General features: G+C 59.4%; 15 protein-coding genes. 3 read left to right on the plus strand and 12 right to left on the minus strand.

Annotated elements, in window-relative coordinates; translation table 11 throughout:
* Positions 1-230: 230 nt before the first annotated feature.
* From I6L41_RS20025 to I6L41_RS20065, 9 genes are all read right to left on the minus strand, one after another.
* Positions 231-1868 (minus strand): PAS domain-containing methyl-accepting chemotaxis protein, encoded by a 1638-nt coding sequence (locus I6L41_RS20025; protein ID WP_216960889.1) that lies wholly within the window; start codon positions 1866-1868, stop codon positions 231-233.
* A gap of 276 nt (positions 1869-2144) precedes the next feature.
* On the minus strand, positions 2145-3005 hold the full coding sequence (locus I6L41_RS20030) for a TIGR03899 family protein (RefSeq protein ID WP_005335692.1): 861 nt from the start codon (positions 3003-3005) through the stop codon (positions 2145-2147).
* A gap of 104 nt (positions 3006-3109) precedes the next feature.
* A complete protein-coding gene (locus tag I6L41_RS20035; RefSeq protein ID WP_026034852.1) occupies positions 3110-3583 on the minus strand; it encodes a DUF3299 domain-containing protein in 474 nt (157 codons plus the stop codon).
* A 31-nt stretch (positions 3584-3614) separates the two neighbouring features.
* Complete coding sequence (locus tag I6L41_RS20040) at positions 3615-4862, minus strand: ABC transporter permease (RefSeq protein ID WP_005354695.1); 1248 nt, start codon at positions 4860-4862, stop codon at positions 3615-3617.
* Positions 4863-4938: 76 nt separating this feature from the next.
* Positions 4939-5628: an ABC transporter ATP-binding protein gene (locus I6L41_RS20045; RefSeq protein ID WP_005335686.1), complete on the minus strand. Its 690-nt coding sequence runs from the start codon at positions 5626-5628 to the stop codon at positions 4939-4941.
* Between the two features lie 4 nt (positions 5629-5632).
* On the minus strand, positions 5633-6211 hold the full coding sequence (locus tag I6L41_RS20050; protein WP_216960893.1) for a DUF2796 domain-containing protein: 579 nt from the start codon (positions 6209-6211) through the stop codon (positions 5633-5635).
* A 31-nt stretch (positions 6212-6242) separates the two neighbouring features.
* Positions 6243-6542: a DUF2607 family protein gene (locus tag I6L41_RS20055; RefSeq protein WP_100645133.1), complete on the minus strand. Its 300-nt coding sequence runs from the start codon at positions 6540-6542 to the stop codon at positions 6243-6245.
* A 44-nt stretch (positions 6543-6586) separates the two neighbouring features.
* Positions 6587-7129: a YtfJ family protein gene (locus I6L41_RS20060; RefSeq protein WP_005335681.1), complete on the minus strand. Its 543-nt coding sequence runs from the start codon at positions 7127-7129 to the stop codon at positions 6587-6589.
* A 220-nt stretch (positions 7130-7349) separates the two neighbouring features.
* Positions 7350-8240 carry a hypothetical protein gene (locus I6L41_RS20065; RefSeq protein WP_043821720.1) on the minus strand — a complete coding sequence of 297 codons (891 nt, stop codon included), beginning with the start codon at positions 8238-8240 and terminating at the stop codon, positions 7350-7352.
* A 139-nt stretch (positions 8241-8379) separates the two neighbouring features.
* Between I6L41_RS20065 and I6L41_RS20070 the strand changes: the two genes are divergently transcribed.
* Entirely contained in the window at positions 8380-8727 is a 348-nt protein-coding gene (locus tag I6L41_RS20070) for a hypothetical protein (RefSeq protein WP_216960895.1), read from the plus strand.
* A gap of 30 nt (positions 8728-8757) precedes the next feature.
* Here I6L41_RS20070 and ppa read toward each other — a convergent pair whose 3' ends face one another.
* The 3 genes from ppa to I6L41_RS20085 form a co-directional block, all read right to left on the minus strand.
* On the minus strand, positions 8758-9288 hold the full coding sequence (gene ppa, locus I6L41_RS20075; RefSeq protein ID WP_005335667.1) for an inorganic diphosphatase: 531 nt from the start codon (positions 9286-9288) through the stop codon (positions 8758-8760).
* Between the two features lie 216 nt (positions 9289-9504).
* On the minus strand, positions 9505-11085 hold the full coding sequence (locus I6L41_RS20080) for a DUF3369 domain-containing protein (protein WP_101529634.1): 1581 nt from the start codon (positions 11083-11085) through the stop codon (positions 9505-9507).
* Positions 11086-11194: 109 nt separating this feature from the next.
* A complete protein-coding gene (locus I6L41_RS20085) occupies positions 11195-12076 on the minus strand; it encodes a LysR family transcriptional regulator (protein WP_216960897.1) in 882 nt (293 codons plus the stop codon).
* 158 nt (positions 12077-12234) lie between these two features.
* On the opposite strand from I6L41_RS20085, the gene I6L41_RS20090 reads away from it, so the two are divergent.
* Positions 12235-12621, plus strand: coding sequence for a multidrug efflux SMR transporter (locus I6L41_RS20090; protein ID WP_216960899.1), 387 nt, complete (start codon positions 12235-12237; stop codon positions 12619-12621).
* Entirely contained in the window at positions 12618-12938 is a 321-nt protein-coding gene (locus I6L41_RS20095) for an SMR family transporter (RefSeq protein WP_005335659.1), read from the plus strand. The genes I6L41_RS20090 and I6L41_RS20095 overlap by 4 nt, the downstream gene beginning before the upstream one ends.
* The last annotated feature ends 10 nt before the right edge of the window (positions 12939-12948 follow it).

Here is a 12948-nt window from a genome sequence, read left to right on the forward strand (position 1 = left end):
GTTACCGAACGGGGCTGGGGTGAAAAGCACAAGCGGGTCGTTTCCTGAGCAAGATCAATAAATTAATCATTAATGGGTTTAAATGTGGTCAATCAACCACTTGGGCCCATCAGCGCAGAGGGAAATCGGACAGTGAAAGCGGGAGTGCCGCCCTCTTGCTGGCGGACATTAAAAACCCTATGGGCCCAAAGGCCCATAGGGTTTTTCTGCGGTGATTGTTGGTGTAGTGGTTATCTGGCTTGGCGTACCGGCACGGCGCGGGTAGCGGCAACTTCGTAGCGGCTTTGGCTTGTCGGAGCCCCTTTCTGGAACTGGCGTACCAGCCGGTCGAGATCGCTCAACTGGTTTACCAGCTGGGTGATGCCGTGTACGGCGTGCTGGCTGCCGACACTGGAGTCATCGGCCAGGGTCTTGATGCTGAGCACGTTGCGGTTGATCTCGGCGGTGACGTGGGACTGCTCCTGCACCGCCTGGGCAATCTGGCCGCTGCCGGAGGCGACCTGCTGCAACATGTTGTTGATCTGCTGGAGAATGGTGCCGGTCGCGGTGGCCTTCTGCTGGCAACTGTCGGCAAGTTGGCAGCCCTTCTCCATCGCTTGCTCAGCCTCGCCAGAGCTGTTTTGCAGCTCGGTGATCATCTTCTGGATCTCGCTGGTCGAGGATTGGGTCTTGATGGCGAGGGTGCGGATCTCGTCAGCCACCACCGAGAAGCCGCGACCCGCTTCGCCAGCCCGGGCCGCTTCGATGGCGGCGTTGAGGGCCAGCAGGTTGGTCTGGTTGGCGATGTTGTTGATCACATCGAGGATGCCGTCGATATCGCGGCAGTGGCCGACCAGCGCACTGATCACGCTCTTGGAGGTGATCAGTTCACTGTTCATGCCCGCCACGGCAGCCACGGTTTCGGCCACGCTACTGTTGCCGCTCTTGAACAGCACGGCCGTTTCATCCAGCAGGCTGGAGGAGTCAGTCGAGCTTTGTGACACCTCGCGAATGGATTCCGACATTTCGGTCACGGCGGTCGCAACCTGATTGGTTTCGGCCTGCTGCTGTTGCAGGTTGTCGGTGATGGATTCGGCGTTGCGCAGATCCCCCTCGGCGGCCTGCAGGATCTTGCTGCAAGTCTGCTGGGTGCGGGCCAGCACGGCGTTGAACTCGGCCTGATTCATCACCATCGAGAGTTCGATGGCGGCGATGTTGTCCACCTTGTTGGTGTAGAGCAGCTGCATCAGCGGGTTGTCAAAGCGACTGCGGGCCATCTTGTTGAGCTTGCCGAGGCGACGGGAGAGGGCATTCAGGGTGATGGCCGCTATCGCCAGCGGCAGGGCGGCTAGCGCCAGTTGCCAGTTCATATCGTGGCTGTAGCCCAGCGCAAACATGGCGAGCAGGCTCAGCAGCAGACAGAGGTTGATGGCCAGGGTATGGGAGAAGGTGGGCAACTTGAGCGCCAGCGGCAGCTTGTTGTTGCGAAGGTCGGCATAGACCTTCTCGGCCCGCTGTTTGATCTCTTCGCTCGGGGCGGTGCGCACTGACTGATACTCCACCACCCGGCCGCTTGCATCCTTGATGGGGGTGACAAAGGCGCTGACCCAGTAGTGATCACCGTTCTTGCAGCGATTTTTTACCGGTCCCATCCAGCTCTTGCCATCCCTGATGTGACCCCACAGATCGGCAAAGGCCTGTTTCGGCATGTCAGGATGGCGCACCAGATTGTGGTGTTCCCCCTTCAGCTCGTCGAGCGAGAAGCCTGCAATATCGCAGAACTCATCGTTGGCGTAGGTGATGCGGCTCTCCAGATCCGTGGTGGAGATGAGGCTCTGGTGGTCTGGATAGAGACGTTCTCTTTGGGTAACCGGTTGATTGATTCTCATGGCCTTGCTCCCGAGCTGTGGTGGTTAAATTTTGATCTGCGTCAAGACATGTGCAAAGGGCGGGCCAGCTGGCAAAAACTAATGATTGATGTGTTATTAGCGAGGTTTGGAGAGGAAAAACGCGTGGTTGTTTGCAATATGCAACGGATCTGACAGGGTGTGCCGCTGCGGTATCTGCAATTTGCAACCTATTCTGGTCAAGCCCATGAGCTTGGAGTCAGCAGCTGGATGCGAAGGAGCCACGAACCGACGGGGCATCCGCTGCCCCGCCAGAGATCAGGGGAGAGGGTCGGGAGCGGGTGAGGAGGGGGCGCTGACGAGCTGCATCACTTCAATCTGGATCCCCTGCACCAGCACGGTTTTCAGATCCTGCAGGTACTCCTCCAGCGGCGATTCTTGCAGCAGCTGGGCGAGCTCGTTGCCCACCGGGGTGAGGCGGTAGTAGAGCAGGGTGATGTTGTTCTGCTTGCACTGCAGTCGCCAGCGCTGGTTGCCGAACTCCAGCTCGACCCCATCGGCGGGCAGCGGGCCGGACTCCAGCTCGGCGCGATGCAGCAGCCCGAGCTCAAACAGTTGCAGCAGGGCGTTGTAGGGCAGTCGGTATTTGCCAAGGCCAAGGCGCGTCGCCTTGGCGCGGCTCAGCAAGCTGGCCCCCTTGTGCAGCCCCAGCAGCAGCCGTTGCTCGTCGCTGCCGGTATAGTGGCAGGTCAGCGAGCAGATGCGCTGAAACAGCTGGGCCTCGCGCTGGGTCATCTCTTTGAGGGTGGCGAGCGCCCGAATGGAGAAGCGGCCCGGCGTGGCTACTTCCAGCGCGAAGATCCGCCCCCACAGCTGCTGCATCGGCACCATGCTGATATCTTCCGCCAGTTGCAGGAAGCGGGTCAGCCAGTCGCTGTCCATCTCGCCGCCAGCTGCGGTCTCTTCGCAGTGGCGGGAGGCCATCACCATGATGGCTTCCAGATTGCGCTGGCGGGCGGCCTGATCCGCCAGATGGCGAAAGGTGGCGCGCTGTTCGAAGGTGCTGTCGGTGTTGCGGGTGAGCATGCCGTCGATGCCGCGACTGCGGGCCAGACGCAGGGTCTGCTCCTGGCTGCTCAGGATCGAACTCTCTTTTTTCGGGGGGGGGAGGTCTGCCATGCTGACTCCATTCGCACAGGTTCTGGAGCTGAATGTTACTCCAACCGGGATGCCAAGATAACAAAGCGGCCTCCGTGGAGGCCGCTTTTTTTGCAACGGGAGGATTACTCCTCGTAGACGCTCACCTCGACCGCTTCCATCGAGTATGAGGCGGTGGCCATCTCGTGGCTTGAGCTGACCGTGCGCATCTTGCCTTTCACCCAGATGGCATCCCACAGATCATCCACCGGCGCACCCTTGGGGTAGCTCACATAGATCACCTGATTGGTGGGGGGCGGCGGCACATGGATGCAGGCGCCGAAGTAGGGCACCAGCAGGAAGGCGGTGATCTTCTTGGCATCCCCCTCCAATGGCACTACGAAGCCCGGAATGCGCACATCCTGGTTGTCCAGCTTCTTGTTTACCCCACCCACCGGTTGCGGCACCGACATGGGATCTTCGTGATTGACCTGGGGCGGTGGCAGCAGTTTTTCCCCTTCCGGGATGAGCACATCCCAGTCGATGGTCTTGTAATCGGCGGCCAGGGCGGGCAGCACCAGCAGGCTGGCGAGCAGCGCCACAATTTTCCACTTCATCATCTGTCCTTCTGTTTCAATTTTGGGCGTCTCGCTAGACGCGAATGCTCATGCCATCGCTCAGGCTGTAGCGGTAAGCGCGGGCGGCAGGGAGCAGGCCAATTACCATGCCTGCCAGCCAGACTACCCCCAGCAACTGCCACTCGTAGGTGCTCGGCAGCCCCAGACTCAGTTGCAGGCCATAGTGGCTGAGCAGCCAGGGCGAGGCAAGCCCCTGTCCCAGATAGAGCACGGCGACCCCGAGGGCGATACCGACCGTGGTCAGCGCCATGGCCTCCAGCGCCAGCAGCAGGAACAGGTGGGCGGGGCCGGCACCGAGGGATCGCAAAATGGCGAGCTCCCGGCGCCGCTCGTTAAGCCCCGCCAGCAGGGTAGTCAGCATGCCGATCAGGCCCGCTACCACCACGAAACCGGCGATGACCGAGAGAGCGGTTTCCGCCACGCTCATCAGGCTCCACAGCTCCTGCAGGGCGGCCCCCGGCAGGATCGCCATCAGCGGCTCTTTGGGATAGGTGTTGACGCTGCGTTGCAGCTGGAACGCCAGAATGCGGTTGCTCAGCCCCACCATAAAGGCGGTGATGGTTTTCGGGGTGAGATCCTGCGCCAGCGCCTGCTCCGGCGTCACGTTCTTGCTGTGGCGGCCGGTATCCCAGCCCAGATGGATCGCCTCTATCCCCGCCAGCGGCACATGGATGGTGCGATCAATGGGCGTGCCGGTCGGCGCCAGAATACCCACCACCTTGAATGGCAGGTTGTCGTGCTGGCTGAACGAGGTGTTGCCAGCGCCGTGGGCGATGACGATGGATTGGTCGAGGTGATAGCCGAGCTTCTCGGCCACCTGGGCGCCCAGCACAGCTTCAAACGGCGTCTCGAAAGGCCGTCCTTCCCGCAGTTGCAGCGACTGCTGCTGACCGTACTTCAGGTGGGTGAAGTAGTCGCCATTGGTGCCGAGCACCCGAAATCCCTTGTGGGAGTCGCCAAGGGAGAGCGGGATGGTCCAGGCTACGCCCGGTTTCTGCTTGATGGCCTGATAGGAGTCCCACCCCACGTTGTTGGTGGGGTTGCCGATGCGAAACACCGAGTAGAGCAGCAGGTTCACCTGACCGGAGCGGGCGCCGACGATGAGATCGGTTCCCGAGACGGTGTTGGAGAAGCTTTCGCGGGCCTGGGTGCGCACCCGCTCCACCCCGAGCAGCAGGGTGACGCTGATGGCGACGGCCAGCAGGGTGAGCCCGGCGGTAAGGCGGCGGGCCCAGAGACTTTGCAGGGCGAGCTTTAGCACGTGACCCTCCGGTTTTGTTGTCGTACCGCGTGGGTACGCATGGCATTCATCAGGGAGACGCAGTGTTGAACGGTGCTCAGCATGATGCCCTCCGGTTGAGCTGTTGCAGATTTTCGACCCGCGGGAACAGGGGTTCGAGATAAGGGTCGTGACTGACGAAGATCAGGGTCGAGCCCTGCTTGTCGCACTCCTCGAACAACAGCTTGATAAAGGCCGCCCGGTTGTCGGTGTCGAGGGCAGAGGTGGGCTCGTCAGCAATCACCAGCGGTGGCGAACCGATCAGCGCCCGTGCGGCGGCAACCCGCTGCTGCTGGCCAATGCTGAGGGCATGGACGGGGCGATGCAGCGCGTCGTCCGGCAGTTGCAGCTCCGCCAGCAGACGGCGCGCCTCCTGCTCCGGACTCCCTTGCAGGCGGGCCCGTTTGGCGGGCGAGAAGGTGAGGGCAGCAGTCACGTTGTCCTGCACCGAGAGAAAGGGCAGCAGATTGAACTGCTGGAAGATATAACCCAGATTGGCCGCCCGGAAGTGGTCACGGGCACGGCCAGAGAGCCGGGCCAATGGTTGGCCCAGCACCTCCAGGGTGCCGTGGTTGGCGGTCTGGATCCCGGCCAGCAACCCGAGCAGGGTCGATTTGCCGGAGCCCGACGGGCCCTTGATAAAGACCCGCTCACCCTCGCGGATGGTGAGGGCGGGCAGATCGAGTACGGCGTCGCCACCTGGCCAGGCAAAGGCCAGATCGCGGATCTCAACCACGGCTTTTTTCATGGCGTTACCAGCTCAGCTTGTTGGCGGACGGGGTCAGCTCGCCCGCGGTCTGGCCGGTGGGCAGGATCCCCTGCACGCTCAGCTTCTCAAGGCTCGGATAGACGCTGAACAGGGTCGCTTCAAGGCCGGTGAGTTTGGCTGGCGTGGCGCAGGTGTAGGTATACATGGCGCCCATATCGGCGTGACCCGCTTCGTCATGATCATGGTGGTCTTCATGTTTGTCGCTGGCAGCCTTGTCATGGTCATGGTCATGGCCGTGATCTTCTTTGGCTGCTTGCAACTCCTGCTGGATCAGTTTGCAGCCACCGGCCGGGTCGAAGCGGAACAGGGTGTCAGGCTGCTGGAGGCGGGCGATGGCTTTGGCGTATAGCGCCTTCTCTTCATCGCTCTTGGCGGCGTGCTCGAAGCCCACCAAATCGGCGGCAGGGGCCTGCAGCTCGATCATCAGCTGGTCGCCATCGACCACCAGATTGAGGTGGCCGTGGCCATGCTCGTGGGCGCCGTGGCTGTGGCTCTCGTGTTCGTCGTGATTGGCGTGTGCGCTAAAGGCCGCTGCGGCCAGCAACAGAGTAACTGCTTTCATCTTTAATCCTTTTTCAAAAAAAATAGCGAAATTAAACAAAGGGATAGAGAAAAGCAGAGGCGGGCGGCGCACGGATGGCATAGCTGTGAAGCGTGGCGGTATCTGCCGAGCGTTGCATGGTTGCAACTGCTGGCAGAACAGAGGTCGAACCGGGGAAACAATAGGGGGTGGCGGTGATGACCTGTTTGCCATCCAGATGGAGGGCGCAAACCAGGCAGTGATGGTCGTCGTGGCCGGGCAGGGCAGATTCAAACTGGTGCCGAGCAAGGGCAGGCTGCAGCCATAACCAGCCCAGCAGCAAGATCCAGATTTTCAGCTTGATACGACCCATAGACCCTTATGGAAAGGGCGCCATCAGCGCCCTTTCTCTCTGACTTAGAGATGGGACTTGATGAGCCCCATCACGGTAGCAATGTTGTTGGCATCGAGCTGGCCATCTTTGGCAAACAGCACCTTGCCCTCTTTATCCAGCAGAATGATCGCCGAGCTTTCCGGCGTCAGATCCCAGGCGTTGCGCGCCATGCCCTTGGCATCCAGCACCATGGCGGACCAAGGGAACTCTTTCTTGCTGTCCTCGGCACTGCTCTTCACGAAGCCGGAGGTGCCCCAGATGGCGTCATTGCTGTTGATGACGGTAACGGTCTGGTACTTGTCTTGCGGCAACTTGGCGGCCTTGATCGCCTCGATCATCGGGGCGTTCAGCTCCTTGGCACTGGAGCGACCGGCAATATGCTGGATCAGGAACACCTTGCCGGTGAGCGAGGTGCTCTGCCACGGCTGGTAGCCGATCTCCTTGCCATTCAGTACCAGCTCACCCTTGTCGCTGACATTGACCAGCGGCACCGGGTTGCCATCTTTGAAGTTGTGAGCAAAGACCAGAGATGGCAGCAGCGCCAAAGTAAGTACGAGATGTTTCATCCTGATGACACTCCATTTGTTATGTTATAACGAGTTTCGGATTGAGGGAATGGGCGAGCTTCATCCTAAACTGATCGGATCTGTTTAAAAAGTGTTAAATAAGATCGCAATTCAGAAGCGTCGGCGCCCCGCCAGTCAGGTGGTTGGCTGGCAAGGGCGGCTAGGATGGCATGACATCGATAAAAATCAATGAATTGGCTGCTGGTCTGAGCTGTCTGCGTCAGTAGAGCGACTCGCTGATGAGGGGGATCTTGGCCATGGTCATCTGCTGGGCCAGCAGGGACGAGCCGGTCAGCAGCACATGGCGCTGATTGTTGATCACCACAACATCACCGGGTACGCCACTGTCTGCCGTAATGGCCAGCCAGGCAGGGGAGACGCTGCCGATGCTGATATCCGGATAGATGATGCTGAGCACATATTGCGGCGCCAGCTCTGCCAGCAGGCTGGCCATCAACAGCGCCTTCTCGTCGCTGTCGGCCTTGTTATCCTGCAGCGCCTGCAGCGGCGGCGCGAAGTGATCCAGCTGCTCCGGCTGGGTGGGGATGGCGTTCAGCCACTCCTGCAGCAGGCTGACGCTGGTGGCGAGATCCTTGGCGGCAAACTGCTGCGCCAGCGGCTTGAGATGCCCCTTGAAGTGGTAGAAGAGCTGGGAGTAATCGGGTCGCACGCAAGGCAGTTTGCGATTGGCAGGATGGACGCAGGGGATCACCCTCATCTGGTAGAAGGCATCCTCCTGATACTGCTGGTAGGCTTGCCAGAACAGCATCGACTCCATGCTGTCGTCCCGCAGGGTGAAGGCCTGCTCCAGATTGCGAAACTTGGTAGCGGTCTCCGGGCTGCTCTGGTTGATCAGGTTGATGCTGTTGTAGAGCCGCGGGCTGATGTAGGCGTAAAGGGTCTCCAGCGGATTGGTGAGAGAGGCCTTCAGCAGGCTCATCTCGTGGCGACTGGCGGCCATCACCTGATCGTCGGTGGTCAGCTGGAAGTGCTTGCGCTGGCCATCGGTGGATTGCCACTGCCAGCTCATGTTGATTTCGCTGGCGTTGCTTGTAGCACCAAGAGTGGTGCAGAGAGTGAGGCTGAGCAACAGCGCGGGGGTCAGCTTCATGGTGGTGCTTCCTGCCGTGGACGATAATTAACAACTAGGTGAGCCGGCACCACTTTGGTGATGTTTCGTTTTGTGATCTGGATAACAGATTGATGTGACTTTTAATTTAATTGTGAAATTAAGTCACTCTGGAGGGGTTATGAAGCCTTGGATCATAGTGCTGTCTGGGTTGCTCAGCCTGCCAGCCATGGCGGGTCAGGTGATCGTTAACAAGGGGATGTCCGTTGCGGATACCTTTGCCCTGCGCGATCAGTTGGCGCGCGAACACGAATGGCAGGAGTGGCTGCGCTACCAGCAGGCCATCAAGTGGTTGGAGGTATTGCCGGTCAACTGCGAGCTGATGAGCCCGCCGGGCGGCGGCTATCGCTGTGGCGGTGATTACTATCGTCCCTACCAGAAAGATGGTCGTGAAATATACATTCAGGGTAATCCTGCTGGAGATGCGACCGGTCAGCTGCCGCAAACACCGACAAAAAAGGCGCCATAAGGCGCCTTTTTTTTACAAACCGAGTGACGCTTACTTGGCAGCGTAACGCTCGGCAGAGGTCTTGATCTCGGCTTCGGCAGCGGCCTTGTCGCCCCAACCTTCCACCTTGACCCATTTGCCCGCTTCCAGCTCTTTGTAGCGCTCGAAGAAGTGCTGGATCTGGGCTTTCAGCAGTTCCGGCAGATCGTTCACATCCTGGATGTGGTCGTACTGCTTGGTCAGCTTGGAGTGCGGTACAGCAACGATCTTGGCATCTTCGCCAGATTCGTCGGTCATCTTCAGCACGCCAACCGGGCGGCAGCGAATGACGGAACCGGCCAGCAGCGGGTAGGGGGTCGGAACCAGTACGTCGACGGGGTCACCATCCAGAGAGAGGGTCGCGTTCACGTAGCCGTAGTTACACGGATAGAACATCGGGGTAGACATGAAGCGATCGACGAAAATAGCACCGCTGTCCTTGTCGACTTCGTATTTGATCGGGTCGGCATTCTGCGGGATTTCGATGATGACATAGATATCGTCGGGCAGGCTCTTGCCGGCCGGTACCAGGTTCAGGCTCATGATAATTCCTTCGTTGTTAGTATCAGGTTTGCAGGCCGATATTATAGCGATGTGATGTTAAATGACCATATTTCAGCGGATATCGCTAACAAAGAAGGGGGATGTATCCGCTTTGCGGCACTTTGATGTGTGCGGGATGCAACAAAACTGCTGTTTTGATGCCCTGCCGCTGACCTTGGTCACCGGCAGGGCATGTGGAGTTGCGAGCAAAGGGGGTCAGAGCGAGTAGGGGAGTCTCGACTCGTTGACCAGTCGCGACAGGGCTGTCACTACATGAGGGTCAAACTGGGTGCCGGAGCGGGACTGGATATACTCCATGGTCTGCGCCAGCGTCCAGGGCTCCTTGTAGGGGCGCTTGCTGAGCAGGGCATCGAATACATCGACCACCGCCACAATCCTCGCCGACAGCGGGATCTGCTGGCCTGCCAGCTGCTGCGGGTAGCCCTTGCCATCGAAGTGCTCATGGTGGCCCCGAGCGATTTCGGCGCCGAGAGAGAGGTAGCTGGTTCCCTCCACCATTTCGCCCGCCTTGTGCAGGATATTGGCGCCGATACCGGCGTGCTGCTCCATGATGGCCCGCTCTTCCGGGTCGAAACGGCCGGGCTTGTGCAGGATATGATCCGGGGTGCCCACCTTGCCCACATCGTGCAGGATGGAGGCCATGCCGATCATCTCGACAAACTCCGGAGTCAGCTGCTCGGGATAGGCCGCCATCTGCTTCAATTCGGCCACGATGGCATCCGAGAGTTTCTGCACCCGCAAGACATGCTCGCCGGTATCGGAGTCGCGAAACTCTGCCAGCGCCGCCAGCGCCACCACGGTAGCCTCCTGGGCGCGCAGCAACTGGTTGTAGAGATAGAGGTTGTCGTAGGCCGCCGAGATGCGTTGGCAGAAGACATCCAGCAGATCGCACTCGAGGGGATCGAGAGGCTGGGTCGGGGTAAAACTCAGCACGAACTCGCGACCATTCTGGGCTGCGATATAGAGGGAGTCCTGTGGGTGTTCAAAGCGGTTGCAGCGCGCCGCCAGTGCCTTCATGACCGAGTCATTGAGGGTGGGAAAGTCGGTGATCTTGCCATCATCCAGCAGAGTCTCGTAGTCGCCGGTGGCGGCGAGGATCTCCAGCCCCTGTTCGCCGGGACGGCGCTCGGCGCAGATAGCCCCTTCGGTGCCCACATCGAGAATGGCGCTGATCTGTTTCAGCACGCCGGAGGCAAACTCTTTGAGTGAATGAAGATGGTAGAGATCGCCCGCCCCTTCGAGAATTTTGCCGAGCCCCTGGCGGCTCTTGTCGATAGCACTGAGGGTTTCGTATGAACGCAGGGATGCGATGACAGTGGTGTAGAGCTTTTGTACCGTCAGCTCGGTCTTGGTCTTGTAGTCATTGATGTCGTAATCGAGGATCACCCGCTGCTCGGGGGCTTGGCCGGGTTGGCCGGTACGCAGCACGATCCGCACCAGCGAGTTGTGCATTTCGTTGCGGATCCGGTGCACCAGCCGCAGACCTGCGTCTTCGGTCTCCATCACCACATCGAGCAGGATCAGCGCAATCCTGGGATTGGCCTCCAGCATGCGGCCAGCTTCGGCACCGCTGTAGGCATTGAGCAGCTCCAGCGGACGGGATTTGTAATGAATGTTGGATAGGGCCAGGCGGGTGGCATGATGGATATCCGGCTCATCATCCACGATCAGCACTTGCCATGGGTTGAGTGCCTTGGGGACCACGACCTCCTCATCATCGAGTTCGATGATGTCGTCGTCCAGCAAGATATCGTCCTTGTCTTGGGCACTGCTCATATCGGTTACGCCTCCGGCGCTCAATGAGTATGTGAACAGTATGCACGATCACATCCTCTCGGATCATCAGGATAAGTAGATATCGTGAGCTGGCTCCGCCTCTTTATCGCTACTCGAAAGGTTCCAGATACCCCTGGATCGACTTCTTCAACCAGGCCAACACCTTGCCGTGATAGGCGTTTTCCGCCAGATAGACCCCGTAATCCCGCCACTGCAGGCTGAACTTGTGTTTCAGGGTCAGCAGGGAGCCTTGTCGCAGCTGGCTCTGGATCAGTGGCGAGGGGAGTACCGCCCAGCCCAGTCCGTCCAGCACCGCATTGCACATCAACTCGAAGCTGGAGAGGCCGATATGCTGGCCTCCCACAGGTAGCAGGCTTTTTACCGAAAATTCATCTACATACGAGAGGGTGACCTGGGTGTGCTCGGTCAGATCCTGCTGTTTGACCCGCTTCAGTCCGGCCAGCGGATGGCTGGGTGCCACCACCATCAGGGTGCGGATCGGGTTGAGCACGTCGATATTGAGGCCGCTGCGCTCCTGATCTTCGGTAATAAGGCCAAAAGCGGCATCGACGAATCCCTCTTCCACCAGCGCCGGCAGTTCGGGTGGGGAGGCGAGCACCAGCGAGATACTGGTACCGGGAAACTGATTGTGCAGGCTGGCCAGCATCTCGCGCCACACCTGCTCGGGAATGGCGTCATCGCGGGCAACCCGCAGCGCCACTTCGGCCCCCGAAGCGTAATGTTTGCACTTCTGCTGCAGGCTGTTGGCTGCCTGCAGCAGGCGAGTGCAATCATCAAGCACCAGCTCGCCGATCTCGGTCAGGCGACTCTGATTGGCGCCTCGTTCAAAAAGTTCGACGCCAAGCTCAACTTCCAGCGCCGCGATGGAGGTGCTGACGGCGCTGCGGCTTTTGCCGAGGCGACGGGCAGTGTTGGCAATAGAGCCACTATTGGCGGACTCTACAAAGAGTTCTATCTGATATAGCTTCATGTTTTACAGGCTATGGCGGAGTTTTTCACTATCACCTTAGCGTGTCGAACTAAGGCAAGGCAAACCTGTGGCGTCGAAATAATCGACGCTGAGCGATTGTCGCGAGTTGCTTCTCCCCGTTTACCATCTCTCCCGTCGAAGCAACAAAGGCATCTTATATGTTATTAAGTCGTATGTTTCTGGCCCGGCTGTTTTTGACCGGCGCCATCGTGACCGAGGTCGCCGGTACCTCCAGCATGGCCATGATCCCCGAGCAGGGGGCTGGCTGGATGAATTACATCCCGATGTGGCTGTTGATCGGTTTCTCGTACTGGTTGCTGGCGAAAGCCGCCAAAACAATCTCCATTGGTATTGCGTTTGCGCTCTGGGAGGGGCTCGGGATCACCTTGATCACCATAGTGTCGGTCATGTTCCTTGGTTACGATGTGACCGTTCAGGAGCTGATTGGCCTGGCTCTCGCGATAGTGGGGATTGTTATGGTGACCATGGGGGAGACCCATGATGAGCCTGCAGGCAAGTCAGTAGAAGCGGAGGCCACAGCATGAGTCCGTTTGTGATTGTACTGGGTGCCGCACTGATCGATATCGGCGCCAACATGGCCATCAACCGCTCCAAGGGTTTTCGTTACAAGGGGTGGGGATTCCTGGGGATCATGCTGGTACTCGGCGCCTTTACCCTGCTCTCGGAAGCGGTAAGTGGCGGCCAGATTGACCTGGCTGTTGCCTACGCCACCTGGGGGGCTATCGGCATCGTCGGTACGGCGCTGGGCGGTTTGCTCTTCTTCGGTGAGCGGCTCAAGCCCATCGGCTGGGCTGGCATGATGGTGATGGCGCTGGCTGTCGTTATGCTGACTACCGCCTGATAACCTGAAG

This window comes from Aeromonas sp. FDAARGOS 1411 (assembly GCF_019047125.1).
GTDB classification, from domain to species: Bacteria; Pseudomonadota; Gammaproteobacteria; order Enterobacterales; family Aeromonadaceae; genus Aeromonas; species Aeromonas veronii.

Coding starts and splice junctions, on each gene's coding strand:
- I6L41_RS20050 (WP_216960893.1), bottom strand. CDS start 6,211: ATGAAAGCAGTTACTCTGTTGCTGGCCGCAGCGGCCTTTAGCGCACAC.
- I6L41_RS20055 (WP_100645133.1), bottom strand. CDS start 6,542: ATGGGTCGTATCAAGCTGAAAATCTGGATCTTGCTGCTGGGCTGGTTA.
- I6L41_RS20060 (WP_005335681.1), bottom strand. CDS start 7,129: ATGAAACATCTCGTACTTACTTTGGCGCTGCTGCCATCTCTGGTCTTT.
- I6L41_RS20030 (WP_005335692.1), bottom strand. CDS start 3,005: ATGGCAGACCTCCCCCCCCCGAAAAAAGAGAGTTCGATCCTGAGCAGC.
- I6L41_RS20065 (WP_043821720.1), bottom strand. CDS start 8,240: ATGAAGCTGACCCCCGCGCTGTTGCTCAGCCTCACTCTCTGCACCACT.
- ppa (WP_005335667.1), bottom strand. CDS start 9,288: ATGAGCCTGAACCTGGTACCGGCCGGCAAGAGCCTGCCCGACGATATC.
- I6L41_RS20035 (WP_026034852.1), bottom strand. CDS start 3,583: ATGATGAAGTGGAAAATTGTGGCGCTGCTCGCCAGCCTGCTGGTGCTG.
- I6L41_RS20045 (WP_005335686.1), bottom strand. CDS start 5,628: ATGAAAAAAGCCGTGGTTGAGATCCGCGATCTGGCCTTTGCCTGGCCA.
- I6L41_RS20025 (WP_216960889.1), bottom strand. CDS start 1,868: ATGAGAATCAATCAACCGGTTACCCAAAGAGAACGTCTCTATCCAGAC.
- I6L41_RS20095 (WP_005335659.1), top strand. CDS start 12,618: ATGAGTCCGTTTGTGATTGTACTGGGTGCCGCACTGATCGATATCGGC.
- I6L41_RS20070 (WP_216960895.1), top strand. CDS start 8,380: ATGAAGCCTTGGATCATAGTGCTGTCTGGGTTGCTCAGCCTGCCAGCC.
- I6L41_RS20085 (WP_216960897.1), bottom strand. CDS start 12,076: ATGAAGCTATATCAGATAGAACTCTTTGTAGAGTCCGCCAATAGTGGC.
- I6L41_RS20080 (WP_101529634.1), bottom strand. CDS start 11,085: ATGAGCAGTGCCCAAGACAAGGACGATATCTTGCTGGACGACGACATC.
- I6L41_RS20090 (WP_216960899.1), top strand. CDS start 12,235: ATGTTATTAAGTCGTATGTTTCTGGCCCGGCTGTTTTTGACCGGCGCC.